Annotated in this window: 17 protein-coding genes; 11 read left to right on the top strand and 6 right to left on the bottom strand. The window is 55.8% G+C overall.

The features are described 5' to 3' along the window. Window positions 1-113: 113 nt before the first annotated feature. Window positions 114-1,700 (bottom strand): sensor domain-containing diguanylate cyclase, encoded by a 1,587-nt coding sequence (locus tag BMZ40_RS12795; protein WP_092376413.1) that lies wholly within the window; start codon window positions 1,698-1,700, stop codon window positions 114-116. A gap of 313 nt (window positions 1,701-2,013) precedes the next feature. On the opposite strand from BMZ40_RS12795, the gene BMZ40_RS12790 reads away from it, so the two are divergent. The 3 genes from BMZ40_RS12790 (at window position 2,014) to BMZ40_RS12780 (ending at window position 4,847) form a co-directional block, all read left to right on the top strand. After that, the gene (locus BMZ40_RS12790; protein WP_092194063.1) at window positions 2,014-2,355 is read left to right on the top strand and encodes a zinc ribbon domain-containing protein YjdM; all 342 of its coding nucleotides are present in this window, start codon (window positions 2,014-2,016) and stop codon (window positions 2,353-2,355) included. Window positions 2,356-2,526: 171 nt separating this feature from the next. After that, entirely contained in the window at window positions 2,527-4,104 is a 1,578-nt protein-coding gene (locus BMZ40_RS12785) for a cation:proton antiporter family protein (RefSeq protein ID WP_092376410.1), read from the top strand. 23 nt (window positions 4,105-4,127) lie between these two features. Continuing rightward, the gene (locus BMZ40_RS12780) at window positions 4,128-4,847 is read left to right on the top strand and encodes an SDR family oxidoreductase (RefSeq protein ID WP_092376407.1); all 720 of its coding nucleotides are present in this window, start codon (window positions 4,128-4,130) and stop codon (window positions 4,845-4,847) included. Between the two features lie 206 nt (window positions 4,848-5,053). Here BMZ40_RS12780 and BMZ40_RS12775 read toward each other — a convergent pair whose 3' ends face one another. The 4 genes from BMZ40_RS12775 to BMZ40_RS12760 all read right to left on the bottom strand — a co-directional run bounded on the left by BMZ40_RS12775 (window position 5,054) and on the right by BMZ40_RS12760 (window position 9,225). Next, entirely contained in the window at window positions 5,054-6,151 is a 1,098-nt protein-coding gene (locus tag BMZ40_RS12775; RefSeq protein WP_092376404.1) for an NADH:flavin oxidoreductase/NADH oxidase, read from the bottom strand. A gap of 57 nt (window positions 6,152-6,208) precedes the next feature. After that, window positions 6,209-6,589 carry a hypothetical protein gene (locus tag BMZ40_RS19635; RefSeq protein ID WP_177193166.1) on the bottom strand — a complete coding sequence of 127 codons (381 nt, stop codon included), beginning with the start codon at window positions 6,587-6,589 and terminating at the stop codon, window positions 6,209-6,211. A gap of 144 nt (window positions 6,590-6,733) precedes the next feature. Then, a complete protein-coding gene (locus BMZ40_RS12765; RefSeq protein ID WP_245751110.1) occupies window positions 6,734-8,254 on the bottom strand; it encodes a 4Fe-4S binding protein in 1,521 nt (506 codons plus the stop codon). A gap of 50 nt (window positions 8,255-8,304) precedes the next feature. Then, window positions 8,305-9,225: a DUF362 domain-containing protein gene (locus BMZ40_RS12760; RefSeq protein ID WP_092376401.1), complete on the bottom strand. Its 921-nt coding sequence runs from the start codon at window positions 9,223-9,225 to the stop codon at window positions 8,305-8,307. Window positions 9,226-9,764: 539 nt separating this feature from the next. Here BMZ40_RS12760 and BMZ40_RS12755 point away from each other — a divergent pair. The 8 genes from BMZ40_RS12755 (at window position 9,765) to BMZ40_RS12720 (ending at window position 19,150) form a co-directional block, all read left to right on the top strand. Then, window positions 9,765-11,216 carry a methyl-accepting chemotaxis protein gene (locus BMZ40_RS12755; protein WP_177193165.1) on the top strand — a complete coding sequence of 484 codons (1,452 nt, stop codon included), beginning with the start codon at window positions 9,765-9,767 and terminating at the stop codon, window positions 11,214-11,216. Window positions 11,217-11,720: 504 nt separating this feature from the next. Further along, complete coding sequence (locus BMZ40_RS12750; protein WP_092376397.1) at window positions 11,721-12,185, top strand: DinB family protein; 465 nt, start codon at window positions 11,721-11,723, stop codon at window positions 12,183-12,185. A 133-nt stretch (window positions 12,186-12,318) separates the two neighbouring features. Next, window positions 12,319-12,930, top strand: coding sequence for a rhodanese-like domain-containing protein (locus BMZ40_RS12745; protein WP_092376393.1), 612 nt, complete (start codon window positions 12,319-12,321; stop codon window positions 12,928-12,930). A gap of 18 nt (window positions 12,931-12,948) precedes the next feature. Beyond that, a complete protein-coding gene (locus BMZ40_RS12740) occupies window positions 12,949-13,818 on the top strand; it encodes an MBL fold metallo-hydrolase (RefSeq protein ID WP_092376390.1) in 870 nt (289 codons plus the stop codon). Between the two features lie 422 nt (window positions 13,819-14,240). Further along, the gene (locus BMZ40_RS12735) at window positions 14,241-15,071 is read left to right on the top strand and encodes a C-GCAxxG-C-C family protein (RefSeq protein WP_092376387.1); all 831 of its coding nucleotides are present in this window, start codon (window positions 14,241-14,243) and stop codon (window positions 15,069-15,071) included. Window positions 15,072-15,293: 222 nt separating this feature from the next. Continuing rightward, on the top strand, window positions 15,294-16,199 hold the full coding sequence (locus tag BMZ40_RS12730) for a LysR family transcriptional regulator (RefSeq protein ID WP_177193164.1): 906 nt from the start codon (window positions 15,294-15,296) through the stop codon (window positions 16,197-16,199). 837 nt (window positions 16,200-17,036) lie between these two features. Next, window positions 17,037-17,558, top strand: a complete 522-nt coding sequence (locus BMZ40_RS12725; protein WP_092376381.1) for a type 1 glutamine amidotransferase domain-containing protein — start codon at window positions 17,037-17,039, stop codon at window positions 17,556-17,558. Between the two features lie 59 nt (window positions 17,559-17,617). After that, the gene (locus tag BMZ40_RS12720) at window positions 17,618-19,150 is read left to right on the top strand and encodes a sensor domain-containing diguanylate cyclase (RefSeq protein ID WP_177193163.1); all 1,533 of its coding nucleotides are present in this window, start codon (window positions 17,618-17,620) and stop codon (window positions 19,148-19,150) included. A gap of 355 nt (window positions 19,151-19,505) precedes the next feature. Here BMZ40_RS12720 and BMZ40_RS12715 read toward each other — a convergent pair whose 3' ends face one another. After that, window positions 19,506-20,363 (bottom strand): alpha/beta fold hydrolase, encoded by an 858-nt coding sequence (locus BMZ40_RS12715; RefSeq protein WP_092376374.1) that lies wholly within the window; start codon window positions 20,361-20,363, stop codon window positions 19,506-19,508. Window positions 20,364-20,576 lie beyond the last annotated feature (213 nt).

Below are 20,576 nucleotides of genomic sequence, written 5' to 3'. Positions count from 1 at the left end.
GGTAAGGAATGGGCTGGGCACGGTTTTCCGGACTGATTTTTCGATAGCATGGAATAAATCAGAACTGGAGAGTAATTTTCAAGAATCAAGCGACAAAATGCAGATTCAAGGAACTACCTGCTCCAGAACTTGTACACATTTTTTCCCGCTTTTTTTGATTCATAAAGAGCCATGTCCGCTTTTTTGAACAATTCCCCAAAATTCTCTTCTTTATCATCATCCATGGCAATGCCGATGCTGACAGAAATATCGGTGTGGGGAAACTTGCAGGCGACTTTCTCTGCAAATCCCGCCAAGATTTGCTCAGCGCACTGTCTCGGCATATTGGAATCGCCCACATTGTGCAGAAGTAGCGCGAATTCATCTCCGCCGAGACGGAACAGATTTTCAGCTGGAAAAATCTGCAGAAGCATGTCTGCAAAGGCTACCAGTACCATATCCCCTTCTTCGTGGCCGTACTGATCGTTGACTTCCTTGAAGTTGTCCAAATCCGCGAGCAACAGTGCCGTGTCCGGGTGAGGCGGTGTTTTCCTCATGAAATCCTGGAGACTGCGCCTGTTGTTCAACTTGGTCAGATAATCTGTGTTTGCATCCGCCAGCAGTTTATTCTTGTGATGATATTCAAGAGTGATATCCGAAAAAAGGTAAATATGGCCAGCCAGCACGCCGAATATATCCAAAAGACTTTCATCGTGAACTTTGAGAATTCTCTTTTTGGAAATAAGCAAGGTATCATCTTCGTCCTGCTCTATGATCCATCTTTTACTACGAGTATAAGTTCCTGTTTCATTGAGAAAGGAATCAACACTTTTTCCAATCAGCTCTGATCGATCCAGAACAAAAATATCAATGAACTTTTGATTGACAATGGTAACTTTATTCTCCTTGTCCGTTACCATTATTGCAAAAGGAAGACTCTCGATCAAAATGTTCAATTCAATCATCAGGTTCTGAAGATCAGTCACATCGTGAGCAAAACCCGTAGTGCCGATCACTTCTCCATCCGTGTCGAAGATGGGTGATTTGTAGGTTTTGAACTTGCGCAGTTCACCACCACACTTCACTGTTTCGTCAAAGAGGCAGGTTTCCTTCTTGTTGAGAACGATCTCTTCGGATTCCAGACAAATATATTCTCCCTGGGCATATTCATCAGGTTCAATGTCCCAGATATAATAATGCCCACGGCCTTCGATTTGTTCCTTGGTCTTGTTTACAGTCCGGCAGAAGCTGCTGTTGACTTTCAGGTGGGCGCCCCGGGCATCCTTGAACCAGATCAGATCCGGTAGGCTGTCTATCAAGGTGTCCACGTATTTCCGGTTCAGCAGGGCGTCCTCACGCTCCTTGAGACGCCTTAGAATCCCTGAAAACGAGGTCTGAATCCTGTCTTCGCCGAAAGGACTGGTCCAGACCTGATCGAAAAGATGGTGCCACTCCGCCAGAACCGGAAAACTTCCGGCGTCAAAACAGCCGATCATGATGGCATGTTCATCCTTGGCTTCATGAATTTTCGCCACGCACTCAGGCGCAACAGCATCGAAATCGAGGATGATGACGGCGCAGCCTTTAATGTCGGCTTCAGCGATATCGGGTCTGCCGATAAACTGGTGGGAAAACCCTTCCTGGGGCGAAACACCCCTGAGGAACGTTTCCAACTGGGGATTTCGGGTTGCCATGAAGATGTTCAGTAACCGTTGGTACACGCTCGACTCCTCGAAGAAAATGAACGGGATTTTCACCGCCCGGGAGGTGTTCGCACAGCGTCGGTCGCACGGCAAGGATTAAAGAAGCACACCTCATACCGCGCAAGGGTTTCTCAAGGCCTCCTGCTTCTACAGGGATGAACGAGGATTGCACCGGCCAAGCAATGATATTAGCGGGTTCCGGTTTTTCTGTTCGCACCCTTCGAGTCCAGCATTTGGCATTGACCTTGTCAGCTTCAAACGGCTAGCGGGTTCAGCTGTTTGTAATCACGGCGATTTCGCGCGCAACCCCAAACAGTCCGAGGATACCAAAATGAGTGATCTGCCCATATGCCCCAAGTGCGGCTCCGAATATACCTACGATGACGGCATGGCCTACGTCTGCCCGGAATGCGGCCACGAGTGGTCCAAGGACGCCGCTGCCGGCGACGGGACGGATGACAGGATCATCAAGGACGCCAACGGCAAGCCGCTCCAGAACGGCGACACGGTCACGGTCATCAAAGACCTCAAGGTCAAGGGCTCGTCCGTCACGGTGAAAGTTGGCACGAAAGTCAAGAACATCAGGCTGGTGGACGGCGACCACGATATCGATTGCAGAATCGACGGCATCGGCGCCATGAAGCTCAAGTCCGAATTCGTCAAAAAAGTATAGGTTTTTCTCTCTCGAAATAGGGCGCGGGCAGAGTCGGCAAACGGGTTTCATTGACATGCCCGCGCTCCGCTGAATATAATTTAAAGTTGATAACTTGAGGGTGGACCGTACAATCCACCTTTTTTTCACTCGGACCGCAACCCGCCATCGCAATCGGCCAAAGAGAGAATCATGCTTGTCATTCTGGTGAGTTTCGCCTTCGGTTTCGGTCTGGCCCTGACACGCATCGGGCTGCCGCCCATGGTCGGCTTCCTGGTGGCTGGTTTCGCCTTCAACATGGCCGGCCTCACCCCTCCCCCAGGGCTGGATCTGGTGGCAGACCTCGGCATCACCCTGCTGCTCTTCTCCATTGGTCTCAAGCTCGACGTGCGCGGCCTGCTCAAACCCGAGATATGGCTCAGTTCCACGGCTCAGATGGCCGTCACCACCCTTTTCTTCCATCTCGTCCTGCTCCTCGGGCAGTTGCTCTTCCCCTCCCCGCTCATGGACATGTCCTGGCAGGCCACCCTCGTTCTGGCCTTCGCACTGTCCTTTTCGAGCACGGTCTTCGCGGTCAAGATCTTGGAGGAAAAAGGCGACCTGACCGCCTTCTACGGCCGGATCGCCATTGGCATCCTCATCATGCAGGACCTCTTCGCGGTCCTCTTTCTGAGCGCCTCCGCAGGCAAGCTCCCCAGCATCTGGGCCCTTGGCGTCCTGGCCCTGCCTCTGCTGCGCCCGGTCCTCTTCCGGCTCATGGACATGGCAGGCCGCGGAGAGCTTTTCATCCTCTGCGGGCTTTTCATCGCCCTGGGCGTGGGTGCCGAGGGTTTTTCCCTGATCGGCCTCAAACCGGACCTGGGTGCCCTGGTCGTCGGCGTGCTCATCGCCGGACACCCACGGGCCTCGGAGCTGTCCAAGGCCCTGTTCGGATTCAAGGAGCTCATGCTCGTGGGCTTCTTCCTTTCCATCGGCATGGAGGGACTGCCGACCTTGGGGATGTTCACGGCCGCCGTCCTGCTCTGCCTGCTGCTGCCCTTCAAGGCCGGCATCTACCATTTCATCGTCAGCCGTTTCGGTATGCGCGCCAGAAGCAGCCTCTTTTCCGCGCTGTCCCTGACCAACTACTCCGAGTTCGGGCTTATCGTCGCTGCCATCGCAGCAGGCCAGAACCTCATCTCCCCGGACTGGCTGCTGGTCATCGCCATGGCCGTCAGCCTGAGCTTTGCCGTGTCCGCTCCGCTGGGTAAAAACTCGGAGCGGGTGCACCGTTACATGTTCCCCTGGCTGACCCGCTTCGAACGCGATTTCTGCCATCCCAGCGATGCGCCCATCGACCTGACATCAATCCGGGCGATCGTCTTCGGCATGGGGCGCATCGGCTCCGGAGCTTACGACGAACTGACGCCGGTCTACGGCCGCGAGGTCTGTGGCGTCGAACATGCCCCTGAACGAGTGGACTTCAACCGGGCCCAGGGGCGCAACGTCATCCTCGGAGACGCCTGCGACACGGAGTTCTGGCTCAAGCTGCAACGGGACGACAAGCTGGAACTGATCATTTTGGCCATGCCCAACCACCACGGCAACATGTACGCCGCCAAACAGATCCACAATTTGAACTTCCAATGCTCCGTCGCGGCCATCGCACGCTTCCCCGAAGAGGTCGAAGAGCTCTCGGCCATTGGGGTCTGCACAGCCCTGAACATGTACGAGCAGGCTGGAGCCGGGCTGGCCCGCAGCGTCATGCAGTCCTGCAGCCTGAAGGTGTGAGTAAAGGACAAGGAGATCTCGTCGTGTCAAAACAGAAAGTCGCGGTCGTTACGGGTGGAGCGCAGGGCATCGGCAAGGCAATATGTGATGCTTTTGCTCGGCAGGGTGTTGCCGTCTGCAATATCGACGTGCAGGACAACGACTATTTCGTCGGTGACATTGCCGATGATCAGGTATTGCGTGCCTTTGCATCAAAGGTAATCGCCCAGCATGGCGCCATCGACTATCTCATCAACAATGCGTGCCTGTCCCGAGGCGGCCTCAAGACCTGCTCCCATGAGGATTTCAATTACGTGTTGCGTGTCGGAATCACGGCCCCGTTTCTTCTGACCCAATTGTTCATGGATCACTTTAACCCTTCGGCAAGCATCGTGAACATCTCATCGACCCGGCATCTGATGAGTCAGGCAGATACCGAAAGCTACACGGCGGCCAAGGGGGGCATCACCGCGCTGACCCATGCCATGGCAGTCACCCTGGCAGGAAAGGCGCGGGTCAACTCCATATCGCCGGGCTGGATCGATACCACCGGCGCCCGGTTCAATGGCCCGGATGCGGACCAGCACCCTGCCGGCCGTGTGGGCGATCCTTCGGACATCGTCCATGCGGTCATGTTTCTGTGTGATGAGAAGAGCGGGTTCATTACGGGCCAGAATATTACGGTGGATGGCGGCATGACGAAGCTGATGGTGTATCACAACGATTTTGGATGGAAAAAACAGGAAGAAAATCCTGAATCGTGAACGAAACGAATCGGATCATGACCCGGATGCACAAGGGCTGATCAGGCTTCGCGGCAAGGTCATCCTTGCGCACCCGAGGGACTCTCACCAAACAGGCCGCAAATTCTTCTCAGTGGAAGGATTTGCGGCCTGTTTGCGCAGAAATGACATTCACCGGACCACGGCAAAAAATGAAATCGGTCCGCAAGGCGAGGCCGACCTGGCACTCAGCTCTTCTTGAAAAGGTCCTTCACGCCGTGGGGCTCGCAGCGCAGGTATTGCGGCGGCGCATCGACGCAGGCGCCCAGCTCCGCTGCCGCATGCCAGGGCCAGCGGGGGTTGTAGAGCATGCCCCGGCCCAGGGCCGTCAGATCGGCCTGGCCGGAGGCGATGATCTCCTCGGCCTGCTGGGGCTGGGTGATCAGGCCCACCGCGATGGTGGTGAGGCCTGTTTCGCGCTTGATATGCGCCGCGAAGGGCACCTGATAGCCAGGTCCCGGCTTGATGCTCTGCATGGGGGACAGGCCGCCGCTGGAGACATGGATGTAGTCGCAACCAAGCTCCTTCAGGCGCGCGGCGAAGACCGTGCTCTGCTCAAGGTCCCAGCCGCCCTCGATCCAGTCCGTCGCCGAGATGCGGACCCCGAGTGGAAAGCCCTGGGGCAGCGCGGCGCGGATTTCGCGGAAGACCATGAGCGGCAGGCGCATCCTGTTTTCCAGGCTGCCGCCGTATTCGTCCTGGCGCTGGTTGGACAGCGGGGACAGGAACTGGTGCATGAGGTAGCCGTGGGCACAGTGCAGTTCCACACAGTCGAAGCCGCAGTTCAGGGCGCGCTCCGCTGCCCCACGAAAGGCTTTGACCACCCGCGCGATGCCGTTTGAGTCCATTTCCACGGGCGAGGCGTCCTCGGGGTCAAAGGGCAGGGCCGAGGCCGAGGACGTAGTCCAGCCGCCGCGTCCGAACGATACGGACGCGCCCCCGTCCCAGGGCCGCGCCGTCGATCCCTTGCGACCGGCATGAGCCAGCTGGACGGCCACGGGCATGGAAGAACAGTCCCGCAGGGATCTGCGCAGCGCCGTCAGGGCCGCCTCGGTCTCATCGGACCACAGCCCGAGATCCTGCGGCGAGATGCGCCCGGCCGGTTCGACGGCGGTGGCCTCGATGATCAGCAGTCCGGCCCCGGACAGGGCAAGCTGCCCAAGGTGAATCAGATGCCAGTCGGTCGGCAGTCCGTCCTGTGCGGAATACTGACACATGGGGGCAATGACGATGCGGTTCCGCAAGGAAAGATTGCCAAGAGAGATGGGGGAAAAGAGTGCGCTCATGGTTGCTCCTGATGTTTGACATCAAGGGCTACATCCGTCGGCGGGAGATGACAATCGTTATGGGATCTGAAAATTCTCGATCTTCCAGGTGTCAATCGGGAGTTTCTGAAACTCGATGATCGAATTCAGCCGAATCCAGAACTTCCTGTCCTCGATCCGCTCCAGAATCAGCACAACCCCTGCACGCTTTCCGGTCTGCATGGAATAATACAGGGCCTGGCCTATGGACTCCGCCCACTTACGCCCGAAGTCGAACTCGATGGCGTGAGTGCGTGTGATACAATCGGCCCTGGTTCCATCGGCAAGACGGATCTCCGCCTGACCGCGTGCTTCGGCACACCAGTCCCGTTGATATTCCTTTTCCAGTCGCTTGTGTTCGGCAAGTACGGATGTAGACCAAAAAGTAAGTAGTATTAGTGAGAAAATTACGGTTCGCATGGGTGGAAGTCATTAGCAAGCCTCAACCCCAGTGTCCAGATATTTAAATATATCAGAATATTATGCGCACCGTTGAAAAAGCCCAGTCTGTTAAAAATAGAGCCTCGCGCGACATTTTCCAAGATCCTCTTTTGGGGCCGGATCTCAAAATGGAAAATCTTCCGTGTCGTTGATTTTGATCTCCGGCGCCGTGGACTCCGGCTTTTTCGACCGCGCGTGGACCGGATTGCCGTCCACGCAGATCGCCTTGAAGGGCCTGGTGGGGCAGGCGTGCTCGCAGGCTCCGCAACCGATGCAGTAGTCCGCATGTACTTCCGGGATGAACAATGCCCGGTTGAGCGGATTGGGGTACGGCACCATGCGTACAGCCTTGGTCGGGCAGTGCTCGGAGCAGGCGCCGCAGTTGGTGTTGTCCGTGACGACCACACAGTTTTCCTTGATGAACCTGGTCACGCCAAGCTGCGTGCGCTTCTTGTCTTCCGGGGTCAGGGGCAGGATGGCCCCAGTGGGGCAGACCTGCGAGCAGAGCGTGCACTCGAAGTTGCAATAGGATGCGCGGAAGTTGAGACGCGGCTGCATCATGCCCGATGGCCCGAATTCAAGAAGCGACGGAGAGAGGACCCGCGACGGACAGACGCTCACGCACAAGTGGCAGGCCGTGCAGAGGGAGCTGAAGCGCTCGATGCTGATCGATCCCGGCGGGGAGACGGGAGCGGTCACCGCCTCGGGTATGGTTGTCGGCTTGCTCTGCAGGACCGTCGCGTTGGTCTCCGGCAACCCGGCGAGGCCAAGCAAAGAAACCCCCGAATGCAGCAGAAAATTCCTGCGTCCCTGATCCGCCTGCATGGCGGGGGCACGCCGCCACCTGTTTTCAAAATGCACCGCCCCTTCCGGGCAGGCCGCCAGACAGTTGTAACAGGCCACGCAGCGCCCGGCATCGAGCCTCATGCGCGCAAGGTCGATGCAGCCCGCCTTGCATACGCGTACGCAGCGCCCGCACTTCGTGCACCTGTCGTGATCGATTCCAAGGCCCAGCCATGAAATCCGGGACACCAGGCCCAGGAGCGTGCCCACCGGACAGACTGTGTTGCAGTAAAGGCGGCCACGCCGGGCGGCCAGCCACCCGACCACGACCAGCGTTGTCGCGGCGACCCCGACGGCAAGTGGCGTCAGCACCGCCCACTGCTTGCGGGAAACCGCGTACTGCCCAAACTGCTCAAAGGCCGCCGCCGCGATATTGTTGGTCACGATGACCGCCGGACGCACGAGATCGGCCAGAATGCGCCCAAAAGCGCTGAACGGGTCGAGCAGGTTCAGCAGCAGGCCGCTGCCGCCGACCAGCAGCAGCGCCGTGACGGCCGCGATGGCGTAGCGAATCGTTCCGGCTGGTCTGAAATGAAATCTTCGCCTTTTCCCGGCCGTAAATCCGATGGCATCCTGGAGGGTCCCGAGGGGACAGACGGTGGAACAGTAGACACGGCCGAAGAGCACGGTCAGGGCCGCGACAAAGAGCCACCCCGCCGCGCCGAGAGCCGCCCCATGCATGAAGGCAAGCAGCGAGGGAATGAACTGCAGGTACAAAATCCCCCCGGTGAACCACGGGGGGATTACGCTTGCCAGATCAAGAAAGACCAGTGCGGTCAGCCCGAAAAAGGCAAGGGACACGAACACACGCGTAAGCTTAAGATGCCCAGACTTCATGCCCACAAGGCGCCTCAAAGCCTGATGCGGTTGATGGACAGCGCGCCAAGATCCATGCGTCCCAAATTCATCTCCGCCGCGAGCTGGATGTGCCGGACGGTTTGGGGTTCGAGGCCGAAGAGCTTCGCGGCGGCGGCATCGGCTGCGACCGGATCAGTAGAGACGATGAGCGCCTGCATCTGCACGATATCGGCGGTGGACACCCCGCGCGGCCCGTTCTGTTTCATGACGTTGTAGGCGTCGACCACGGTCAGGGTCGGCCTGCGGCAGGAAACGAAATCCGCGATGCACTGATGCAGGTCGTTACGGTGCCAATACCCGCGATCCCAGACCACGCCCATGAGGTTCTTCATGCCGACCGTGAGCATCGTCGAGCTGTGGTGCTTGAGGACCGGAACATTGATGAGCACGTCCGCCTCAAGCAGCAGCTCGTGCACCTTGACCTCGGTGAGCCGCCTTCCTTCCGGTACGCTAACCTGCTGGTAATAACCCTCGTTGTTCCCGGACACGATCTTTCCGCCAGCGTCCCTGACCGCCCTCTCGATGCCGCTCGATCTGTAGCACTGCGCCCACGGGTCGCAGGTGTGGTCGAAAACGGACACCTCACGGGCTCCGGCCTGCAGACAGTGTTCGATGATGCGCTGAACGAGCGCCGGATTCGTGTTCCCCCCGCGTTCCGGGGTCACATCCCAGCCAATGTTCGGCTTGACCACCACCCTGCTCCCTTTGGGCACAAACGCCTGCATGCCGCCAAGGGAGGCCATGGCCCGGTCGAACATCACCCCCGGCTCCCCGCCACGCACGGCCACGAGGTCGTATGCCGGGGCGGCCGCTACCGTTGCGGCCAGCAATTGCGAATAGTTGCCGAATGCCACCGTGGACCCGGCGACAATGCCGCCCCCGATCACATTTTTCAAAAAACGACGACGATCCATCATACCCTCCCTGCCGCTTCATGATCTTTGAAGCCACCTGCGACCATCAGATACGATGAAAACATGCGCCTTGCCAAACTCTTTCGCCGCGTACCACGACGTGGCGCCACGCGTCAGGGCATTCGATGCGCAACGGCCTAGCCATGAGGGTTTCCCGGACGAAGGGCGGACTCCAATCAAGGCGCGGCCTGGGCCACATGCCCTGTTCGAAGATGCACCCCCCTATCGAACTAGAGCGAGGCCACGGTGCGCCCGCCACCCTTGACGATCGCTCATCCTTTGCACTATCCCGCTCGGTCCGAAACACGGGTACGTCGCAAAACACCATAGGAGCCTGAATGTCTATCAAGTTTAAAATGTATGGAATCGGCATTGTTTTTTTTATGGCGATTGGATGTCTGACAGGCGTCAGTCTTTATGAAGTATTCGCCATAAAATCAATATACAACGATGTTGTACTTCGAGACATCGGCGGAAAAATCAATGTTCTGGAAATAAACCGGGATGTAAATTACGTAAGTCGTCTAACACGCAACATGATGCTCGGTAGTAATATTGAAAAGGACATTCAGGGTCTTGAGAAGGTCATAAAAAACATCACAGACAGCTATGCATCTCTCAAGTCGCGCATCACGGATCGTGAGGAGACGGAGATCCTCGACAACGCGGAGCGCACGACAATGAGTTTCGTGAATCACGGGTATCAGTTTTGCCTGGATCTCAAGGATGTGCGACAGGACATGCGTGCCACGCATTTTTCGGACTACCAGAAACTGGCCACACCCTTGGCAAATGAATCCCGGGAATACATGGCCGCCCTCATTGAATTGAAGGACAAGAAGCTTGCCGCCGCAACATTGCAGATGGAATCAACCATCACCGAGATGTTTCGGATCATTTCCCTGATCGCCCTGATCACGACTGCCGTAGCGTTGCTGATGGTCTTCAGTGTCGGGCGCAGCGTGACGCGATCCATTCAGCAGGTTGTCAGTGTGGTGGAGACAATGGCCAACAACGATCTGACCTGCCAAGTCGCCGAAGGCGGCAATGATGAGACAGGAAAAATGCTCCGGGCCACCCGGCGCATGCTGGACACTCTCAAGGAAACCCTGGGCAGCGTGATCGGGGGCGTTGGCGCGCTGGCCTCGTCCTCCAGTGAACTCGCCGTGGTCTCGCGAAAGATTTTCGAGGGAGCGGCGGACATGCGCGAAAAATCTCACGGCGTGGCCGCTGCGGCCGAAGAAATGGGCGTTAACATTTCCTCGGTGGCTGCCGCTGCGGAGCAGTCTTCGACAAACATCGGTATGATCGCTTCCGCCGCGGAGGAGATGAATTCCACCATGAGCGAGATAGCCGCAAACACCGGCAAGACCAGGGAAACGAGCGCAAAAACCGTCTTTCGGGCCAAGCGGGCTTCCGAAAATATGACCAATCTGAGTTCCGCCGCCGTGGAGATCGGAAAGATCATCGAGACGATCAACGTCATCTCGGGACAGACAAATCTGCTGGCCCTGAACGCGACCATCGAGGCGGCCAGGGCCGGGGAAGCCGGAAGAGGTTTCGCGGTTGTCGCCAACGAAATCAAGGAACTTGCCCAGCAGACGGCCAGAGCCACCGAGGAGATCAAAAACAACGTCGGGTCGATCCAAACCCTCACGGTCGAGACTGTAGGCGAGATCAAGGTGATCACGGATGAGATCGGCAACGTCAGCGGGATGATCGACGGCGTCGCCGTGGCGGTGGACCAGCAGGCTCTCGCGACCAGGGAGATTGCCGACAACGTGAGCCAGGCGGCTGGCGGCTTGCAGGAAGTCACGAAGAATGTGAGTCAGAGTTCCCTGATGGCGAACGAAATTGCGCAGGAAATAGCAAAAATCAACGAGCGGATCAGCGAAGTCTCGCACGGAAGCGCCGAGGTGGACGCAAGTGCGGCATCATTGCAGAATTTGTCGGAAAAACTGCAGAAATCGGTGAGCATTTTCAAGATCTGAGCATCTCGCGTTCCTGATCGTTTTGCGCAAGCATCCGATTTCGGGAACGCGAACCATTGACACCCCGCCCCCTCCAGGGAGTTAGGTGCATTTATATGAGTTCACTGCAAAAAGTCGTCATCCCCTTGAAGAAAGGGATGACGACTTTTTAACTGTCTGAAAAAAAATGGATTTCGCGCTATTGCCCGACATGGCCCGCCTTCGCGGGAATGACACTCGGGTTCTTTTGCGACTTTTTGCAGTGCCGTCTTTATATCAACGCATTCCAAAGCAGACTCTCTCCAAGCCCCCAGCGCCTGATTTTTTTTCGAATCAGGACTCACAAAATATCCCATCCAGATCCGTGCATTAAATATTCTGCAATTCATGTTAGTTAATGACTCCTGGCGCAAGAAAGGAGCGCCATCTGGCGATTGGACCCAGAACCAAGCCCTGGCATTTTGCTTGTGCCCGCAACTCATCCAGCGCTATGGAAACAATTCGCTACAACTTCAAGGAGAGACCATGAGTATAGATTGCATCAACTGCAAAGCCCGTATTGAATCCTTCGAAATCCTCATGATCCGGAACGCGGACCTCGCGGACATCCGCCTGGCCCCGGACAAGTGGACCCTGAAGGAGATGATCGCTCACCTGATCGATTCCGCGTCCAACAACCACCAGCGATTTGTCCGCCTGCAACTTGAGCCGGTGCTTGTCTTTCCGAAATACGACGCCGAGGAATGGAAAAACATGACCAGAATCGGGTCATTCGACTATTCAACCCTGGTCACACTCTGGAAAACCTACAACGTCCTGCTCCTGCACCTGATCGAAAACATGAATCCAGGTGCCCTCAATCACGTCTGGAGACGCGAAGACAAAGACATCTCCCTGGAAGCCCTGATCCACGACTATTTCGCACACATGGACCTGCACCGGAAAATGTTCGAGGACCGCGTGGAAGAGATTGGCGCCAGGAAGTCGTGAACTGATGACAAATTGTCATCAGTTGAAAGTACGTATAGTTTCGTTCCATATTTTCATTCCTGACCACGCAGCGACCTGATGTTGCAGCGCGCGGCGCACGGTGGGCAGGAGGAATATCCACAAAGGAGACGTTATGGGATTGCAGGAAATTTCGGCTCTCGCCGCTTCAAAGGCGGATGCCCAGCAAACAATCTTCATCGATGTGCGCACGTCGGCGGAATTTTCCAACAAACGCCCGGCCCGCTCGCTGGCCTTTGCGCCGCTGACGGATCTGGCGCCAGAGGATTTTGCGATGCGGCACGGCATTCTCCCGGACACCCCGCTCATCATTCTCTGCACCAGCGGCGGCAGGGCCCGGAAAGCGGCGGAAAAATTCATGAAAGCGGGCTTCAGCGATGTACAGGTCCTGCAAGGCGGTATCGACGCCTGGGAACGCGAGGGACTGCCCCTGGTCGGCGCAAACTCCGCTCCCGACATCGGCGGCCCCATCTCCCTGGACAGGCAGGTGCGCATTGCGGCCGGCAGTCTGGTGCTGCTGTTTGGCCTTTTGGGATATTTCGTGACCCCCGGCTTTGTCTGGGGAGCGATTTTCGTGGGCGCCGGGCTTGTCTTTGCCGGCATCACCAACACCTGCGGCATGGCCATGCTGCTGACGCGGGCACCGTGGAACAAGACCGGCTGCACGGGCGGCGTATGCCCGATCAGCGGCAAGCCCAAAGGCAGTTCCGGCGGCGGCTGCAAATAGACGACAAGGAGATAAGCCATGCAAAAACCCACAGTACGAGCTTTTTTTGACGAGAACACGGCCACCTGGTCGTATGTAATCTGGTCCGAGACAGATACACAAAAGCGGTGCGCCATAATCGACAGCGTACTGAATTTTGATCTTCCTTCCTGCACCTCCAGCACGCGGTCTGCGGATATCATCATCGACTTCATCAAGGAAAAACAGCTTGCCGTGGAATGGATACTGGAAACGCATATCCATGCCGACCACCTCACCGCCGCCCATTATCTGAAAGAACAGCTGGGCGGGAAAATCGCCATCAGCAAGCATATCCTGACCATCATCGCCACATGGGTGCCCATTTTCCAGACCCAGGACGATACAAGTCTGGACGGGTCCCAGTTCGACCATCTCTTTGACAACGACGAAAAGTTCACCGTGGGCGACATGCAGGCCCAGATTCTCCATACGCCCGGACATACCCCCGCAGACACGACCTATGTCATCGGCAACGCCGTCTTTGTCGGCGACACCATCTTTCTGCCGGACGTGGGCTCTGGCAGATGCGATTTTCCCGGTGGCAGCGCGGAACATTCCTACGACTCCTCGCGTCGTCTTTTCGCCCTGCCTGACGACTACCGCGTTTATGTAGGCCACGACTACCCGCCGGAGTACAGGCGCGGTCCGCAGTGCATGTGCACCATCGGCGAACAGAAGCAGCTCAATGTGCGTCTGCATCTTGGCATCGGCAAGGAAGAATTTGTCCAGCAAAGACAACGTGAAGACACGGGCAAATCCGTTCCCCAATTGCTCCTGCCCTCCATTCAGGCCAACCTGCGCAACGGACAATTCGGCCAGGCGGTCGGAGGAACGCAGTTCGTGAAACTGCCGGTCAACAAACTCTAGCCGTGCTCTCCGGGCAACAGGTGGAAGGCCATCCATAAAACCACCACGCACCCCGCAAACAGCAAGGGATTTCAGCTTTTAAACTGAAATCCCTTGTCTCGTTTTGGAGTGAACTGGCCTGGTCATGAGGCGGGGATTATCCGCCGAAATTCATGATTCAATATATGACACGACCTTCATCAGTATAATCAATATCAATTCCTGCAATCCAAATAAAAATTCATGCAATAATGGATTATACATCATTTACCGTCTTAGAAATCTTTAAAATATCACCAACTATATACAACAAATTGAACAGCGCACAATCATATAAGGCTATTGAATTTTTTTATGGATCAATATGCTCATTAAATTTTTTGATTTGTATTACTTTGTGAATAAGCTAAAAAAACAAGCATCATCCAAAAAAGGAGGACGATATGAACGAGATCACATCCAGAAGACAGTTCTTACGGCAATCCTTCAAATACGGAGCTGCAGCCACGGCAGGGGCTGCCGTGGCTGCTACCGGACTTCAGGCGATAGCGCCGCATAAATTGTTTGCCGCGTCCCCGCAAACTCACGCATGGCCGTGGCCTTACGCCAAACTTGATCCGGAATTTTGCCGCAAACTCGGACATGACAGCTACTGGAGCGGAAAGGGCTGCTCATATGCCGGCTTCCATCCCATAATAACCGCGCTACGAGCCGAGGTAGGCGGACCGTACTACAATATACCGACGGAGTTGATGATCTACGGCCATGGGGGCGGCGTGGGATGGGGGATGTTGTGCGGCGCTCTGAACGGTGCAGCAGCAGCCATTTCACTGGTCTGTGAAAAGAAAACCGCAGATATGTTGGTTAACGAACTTTTTGCATGGTATTCGGAAACAATGTTGCCCACAGACTTGAGCAACCAATATGCGGTTGAAAAAAAGTACGGAATAAACAAATGCGATCAGATTATCCCGCCATGCAAAAGCGGCTCGCCTCTGTGTCATGTTTCTTCCACAAACTGGTGCATGACAACCGGAGAGGAAATCACCTGCGCCGATCGCAAGGAACGCTGCGCTCGTTTGACCGGAGATTCGGTTGCATATGCCATTCAGATATTGAACGACAACTACGATAAAAAATTCAAACCTCTGTATGCACAATCGACAACCGCCACCAACTGCAACTCCTGCCACGGAGAAAAGGGGACACATGTGAATGTGCTTTCAAAAATGAACTGCATACAATGCCACGGAGATCCCCATCAAGGCAGTTGATCAAAACGATCACTTCTGTGTCGCAAAATGATTCATGGCTATGGATTTTTATATGGACAGCCATCGAAAAGTCTTGGATTTCAAGACTTGGATAGCCAAAAGCTGCAAGCTATATGGCAAAACTGTCTGGAAAAGTTGATTGAATAAGATTTCTGGAGGCATACGGTAGACATACAGTCTAATCCCTGTTAAAAATTATGGATGGACTTAAGCCTATTCTCTATGAAAGTCTTTTTGAAGGTTGCAGAGGTCGAAAGCTTTACCAAGGCCGCAGAAGCACTATTTCTATCTCAGCCGGCTGTCAGCCTTCAAATCCAGAAACTTGAACAGCTTTTCCAGACATCACTTTTCATACGCGCCCATTCCGACCGCATCCGGCTTACGGAATCCGGAGTAAATCTTTGCCAGCATGCCGAAGCCTTGATGAGACTTCAACAAGTACTCATCCAGGGCATGGAAAAATACAGTGCAGGACACCTTAGAGATTTGCACATCGGAGCCTGCTGCATTGCTGGCAAACAACTTCTCCCCATCGGTTTATCCGCCTTCAGAGATTGCTATCCCCAAGCCAAGCTAACTCTTTCCATCACCAAATGTGAAGAAGTGTTCAATGGACTTCTGGCAGGAAATTTTGATATCGGTGTAACTGGTCTCGAACCCAAACGCAGATTTTCGCGGGATTTACACAAGCAAAAATTGATGGAAGTGCCACTGATATGGTTTGAATCGAGCAAAATATCACCGCCTACAAAAATAATGGACTTGAAGAAACTGAGAAAGCATCGCCTCATACTGAGTGAAAAAGGCTCAGGTTGCAGGACTGAATTCGAACAATTTCTAGCTAAACACAAACATAAATTGCAAGAATTTGAAGTTGTTTGCGAGTCAGAGAGCAATGATGCCATCAAAGAATTGGTAAAAGATGGATACGGTATTTCCTTGCTGCCGGAATTCATGGTTCGGAAAGAAATCGCGGAAGGTATTTTCTCCGAGATTCTTCTGCAGGAAGACAGACTGATGATGTCTTTTTTTCTGATCTACCGCAAACAGGACAACTTATCCCAGTTGCAGCTCGATTTAATCGCATTTATATCAGCCTATCCCAAGACGCAGCCTCCCCAATCCTAAAAAACCTGATTTTTTTAAATCAAGGATTCTCTCACAAAGCCACCCGTCACCGCGATCTGCCCGCATTTTGCCGGGCCTTCATAGCACAGACCGCAAAATTGACCTGTCAGAGCATATGGAGACATTTAAAGTGGAAGATGTGGCAATGTTTCTAAAGATGCGCGCCATGACGGTCACGGTATTTTCGCGGTTTTCGATCTTTTTGTTGCTGCCGCACCCGGTGCACTGCTCATTTCAAGAGTCACGCCCTGGCCATACATACGTAAACAAACAGTCACCCGTTTCCGGATGGCTTCATCTTGAATGGTCAAGTTCTGGTCGAAAAACCAAAAGCAAAGTCCACAAAGAAGACAAGGGATTTCAGCGTACAAACTGAAATCCCTTGTCTCTTTTTGGAGTGAACTGGCCTAGTTATGAGGCGGGGAATACTTGGTAAAATTCAAGATTCAAGATCTGACCCTGCTCCCCTTGTCTTGTTTTGGAATGAACGGATCGGATCATGAGGCGGGGATTCTCTGGTGAAATTCAAGATTCAAGATCTGACGCTTCTCCCCTTGTGACGCTCCGCCCGGGGCTCAGGCTGTTGAGAAACGGCGATCTGCGGCGTCAGTGAAGCACAGTGTCTCTTGGCTGCAGAAAAGCCCAAGGCAGACGTCCCCCCTTTTCCCCCTTCAAAACATTTTGACACAGGGAACAAATCCATACATGGGTGCCCTCTTTTCTTGTCGCGGATTTGAGCCCGACTCACGACATGGACATACAGCTCAAAATTGGCATATGTGGACAGATGAATTCTTCTCTATAAGCCCATCATCCGTTAACACACCGGAGTTCAAGATGAAATTGAAAGACCAGAAAGTCCTGATGTTTGTGGATCACATCTTTGAAGACATGGAGCTTCTCTACCCATACTATCGCCTGATCGAAGAAGGCGCCGAAGTGGTCGTCGCCGGGCCCGAGGCGGGGATCGTCTACACAGGCAAAAACGGGTATCCTTTCAAATCCACTGCCGCCATCGCGGACCAGCAGGCCAAGGACTTCGACCTGCTGATCGTCGCCGGCGGATTCGCCCCCGACAAGCTCAGACGTGACCCAAAGGTTCTGGAGCTCACTCGCCAAATGCACGAAGCCGGAAAAATAGTCGCCCACATCTGTCACGGCGGATGGATTCCGATCTCCGCAGGGATCATGAAAGGCTTCACCTGCACGTCCACCCCCGGCATCAAGGATGACCTGGTAAACGCCGGCGCTACGTGGATCGACAAGGAAGTTGTCGTGGACCGGAATCAGATATCCGCGCGAAAGCCTGATGATCTGCCCGCATTTTGCCGGGCCATCATAGCACAGGCCGCGAAATAGGCCTGTCGGTAGCCGATGTTCCCCCCATTTCCGCGAGCGCCCAGAGGAGGATGCTCTCCGTGAACGCAAACCTCGACATCCACAATTCCAAGGGACAGACCGTGCTGGTCTTACTGGTCGCAGGTTGTCTCACGCTGGGTATGATCGTCTCGTCCGTCATCATGGCCGTGACCAACTATCACACGACCCTCACCCTGGCTCGCGAAAACACTCGTTTCATCTCCAGCCTGATGGCCGCCGAAATCGGCATGGTCTTAGTCGATCTTGAAGGACGCCTCAGAGAGATCGGCACCCTCATCCAGACTCTTTCCGACGTACGTCCTGGCGAAAAACAACATCAATGGGACAATCTCATTCATACCATCCGGGCACGGGAACCATACGCCCACGGCGTGGTGGTTACAGACGCCCAAGGGCGTGTCCTGGCATGGAACGGACCGGAGGCTCCGCCGGATATACTGGACACGGACTACATCCGGGCTCACCAGAACGGCGGCGACAAGATGTTCGTAGGTGCGCCGCAGCGCAGCCTGCGGCAGTCCAACGAGTGGAGCATCGACATCAGTCTGGGGGCACGCGACTACCGGGGCGAGCTGACCCATGTCGTGGCCATCAAGGTCGCCCTGGAACACCTGCTGCGCATCTTCGACGATCTCGGCATGCCGCAGGACACCAACATCATGATCACGAACCTGGACGGTCTGATCTACCTCATTGCCCCCGACGCGGAGGAACTGATCGGCCACACTTTTACGTCGATCGCGAAAGACAAGGAAAAGCAAAGCGGCGAACAAAGTGAAACATATAGCAACGTTTCAAACATACGGGGACAGAAAATGCTGGCGGGCAGAACCCGGGTCAGGCATTTTCCCCTGCAGGCCTTTGCCGCCATCCCCATGGATACAGCCCTGGCCTCCTGGTACCGCCACGCTCTGCTCTACGGAGGGGCGTCGGTTGCCATGGCGTTCATCGTCTCGACCATGGGCGCGCTCCTCGTGCGCGGCCAGCTCAAGCTCAATCGACAGGCGCGGGAACTGGCCTTAGCCGCAAACACGGACATGCTCACCGGAGCCTTGAACCGCCGCGCCTTCATGGTGGCCGCCGATCGGGAATTCGCAAGAGAGAAGCGAAGCGGCGCCCCCCTTTCCTGCGTCATGATCGACCTGGATCATTTCAAAATGATCAACGACACTTACGGGCACACCGCCGGGGACCTCACCCTGAATTCCGCAGCCCAATTCATCATGTCCAGGCTTCGCGAATCGGATCTTTTCTGCCGCTACGGCGGGGAAGAGTTCCTCTTGCTCCTGCCGGACACGAATCAGGACGGGGCGGCCGTGGTGGCAGAGGAACTGCGCAAGGGTTTGGCGGGCCTGAGGCTGGAAAACACCAACAAATGCTTCTTCATCACCGCGAGCTTCGGATTGGCGGAGAAGCTGCCCGCCGACACCTCCGTGGTAGAGATGCTGATCCGCGCGGACCAGGCGTTGTACCGGGCCAAGAACGAAGGGCGCAACCGTGTATGCCGAGCTTCGAACTCTTTGGCCACTCCGAAAGGCGACGAAGCGGCCAAGTGGTCAGCGGATTTCTAGCCTTTGCCTGCAAAGCCGTTCAAGCAGTCAACGGTCCGCCTCGGTCGCATTCCACAGCATGCTCTTGAAAATGATACCGTGGGCAACGTCAGTGCCTGGATGTCCAACACCGTGAGGCCGACGCCGCCCGAAAGGCGCAGACAAAGACAATATTGCCCGTAAAACCTTTATCTTACAATTTCAGCCAGCAGAAATCACCCGCTGCCCTTTTTGCGGTTGTCTCCTGTGGCCTTGGCGGCAGAAAGATCAAAGGCAGACTTGCCCCCCTTCCCCGGACATTTTCATGACTCCGATTGCTTCCTGCGATCTTGGCGACAGAAAGGTCTAAAGCATACCCGCCCTCTTTTCTTTCTATTCAGCCGTGCCTACCGCACCATCTCTCGATGGCTTCGCGCATGCCCCGGGGCTGCTCAGTTGGAATCCAGTGTACGGAGTCGAGATGTTCAACCCGGCAGTCCGCAAGCTCGGCCAGGCATCTGACGGTGATCCCCGGGTCGCCGAACATGCCGCCGCTGGACAGCAGGGACAATGCCGGCGTGGCGATTTTCGACAGATCGGGCAGCGGGCCCGTCACGGCCAGGAGGTCCTGTACGTAGGCCACGGTGGGAAGGATTCGAAGCTCATGGATGGGCGAAGCGTAGCGATCCGTGGGGAAGGAACCGCCGGCCATGGAGGCGTAGGCGGCCTGGTCGAGGACTGCGAGATCCAGGGGCGGCAGGGTTTTCCGGTGAATGCCGGCGGCCGCCAGAGCCATGAGGGACGGCGTCAGGGCGGCCAGCATGGGGCGCAGGTGCAGGATGTGTTTCATGCGGCCGGTGATGGCGGCGCGGAACATGGGTTCGATGAGCACCAGCCCGGAGACGAGGGCTGGTTCCAGCCGCGCGAACCACAGGGCTAGATTGGCGCCCAGGCAGTGCCCGACAACCTCGACCGGCCCGGCCCCCTCGGAGCGCAGAATCCCGGCCAGATCCGAGGACCACACATCCATACCGATCCTACCCCGCCACACGGAGCCGCCGTGCCCACGCAGGTCCATGCGCAGGATATCCCAGCTACCGGCCAGGCGCGTCTCGGCCAGAAACCTCCACCATCGAGTCATGTTGCTGGCCACGCCGTGCAGCAGAACCAGCGTTCGCCGCGGCTCCCCGGCCCTGGTCAAACCGTAGGCGATGCGCGCCCCATCCGGCGCCGCGTATACTTTGCGTACCTCCATGAATCCTCCTCGAAAGGTACATCATTCGGGAAAACGCGATGAAAAGAAAGCCCCGTGTCGAAAAGGAGGCATGGGGCACAACGATAACCTTGGGAAATGGGACGGCGGGAACAGAGCTCGGTAAGCGCTCAGGCGACCGCATCTTCCACGGACGTCCCTGATCTGCGATAGAAGCAGGAGCCTTTACTTTTTGCGCGGCTTGGGCTTGGGGAG

The sequence above is a fragment of the Desulfomicrobium apsheronum genome, assembly GCF_900114115.1.
GTDB lineage: Bacteria > Desulfobacterota > Desulfovibrionia > Desulfovibrionales > Desulfomicrobiaceae > Desulfomicrobium > Desulfomicrobium apsheronum.
This window is presented reverse-complemented; position numbering and strand designations above follow the sequence as displayed.

Excerpts from the sequence above, each read along its gene's own strand:
- BMZ40_RS12790 (WP_092194063.1), top strand. The coding sequence starts at position 2,014 with ATGAGTGATCTGCCCATATGCCCCAAGTGCGGCTCCGAATATACCTAC.
- BMZ40_RS12785 (WP_092376410.1), top strand. The coding sequence starts at position 2,527 with ATGCTTGTCATTCTGGTGAGTTTCGCCTTCGGTTTCGGTCTGGCCCTG.
- BMZ40_RS12775 (WP_092376404.1), bottom strand. The coding sequence starts at position 6,151 with ATGAGCGCACTCTTTTCCCCCATCTCTCTTGGCAATCTTTCCTTGCGG.
- BMZ40_RS19635 (WP_177193166.1), bottom strand. The coding sequence starts at position 6,589 with ATGCGAACCGTAATTTTCTCACTAATACTACTTACTTTTTGGTCTACA.
- BMZ40_RS12760 (WP_092376401.1), bottom strand. The coding sequence starts at position 9,225 with ATGGATCGTCGTCGTTTTTTGAAAAATGTGATCGGGGGCGGCATTGTC.
- BMZ40_RS12755 (WP_177193165.1), top strand. The coding sequence starts at position 9,765 with ATGCTCGGTAGTAATATTGAAAAGGACATTCAGGGTCTTGAGAAGGTC.
- BMZ40_RS12750 (WP_092376397.1), top strand. The coding sequence starts at position 11,721 with ATGAGTATAGATTGCATCAACTGCAAAGCCCGTATTGAATCCTTCGAA.
- BMZ40_RS12745 (WP_092376393.1), top strand. The coding sequence starts at position 12,319 with ATGGGATTGCAGGAAATTTCGGCTCTCGCCGCTTCAAAGGCGGATGCC.
- BMZ40_RS12740 (WP_092376390.1), top strand. The coding sequence starts at position 12,949 with ATGCAAAAACCCACAGTACGAGCTTTTTTTGACGAGAACACGGCCACC.
- BMZ40_RS12735 (WP_092376387.1), top strand. The coding sequence starts at position 14,241 with ATGAACGAGATCACATCCAGAAGACAGTTCTTACGGCAATCCTTCAAA.
- BMZ40_RS12730 (WP_177193164.1), top strand. The coding sequence starts at position 15,294 with ATGAAAGTCTTTTTGAAGGTTGCAGAGGTCGAAAGCTTTACCAAGGCC.
- BMZ40_RS12725 (WP_092376381.1), top strand. The coding sequence starts at position 17,037 with ATGAAATTGAAAGACCAGAAAGTCCTGATGTTTGTGGATCACATCTTT.
- BMZ40_RS12715 (WP_092376374.1), bottom strand. The coding sequence starts at position 20,363 with ATGGAGGTACGCAAAGTATACGCGGCGCCGGATGGGGCGCGCATCGCC.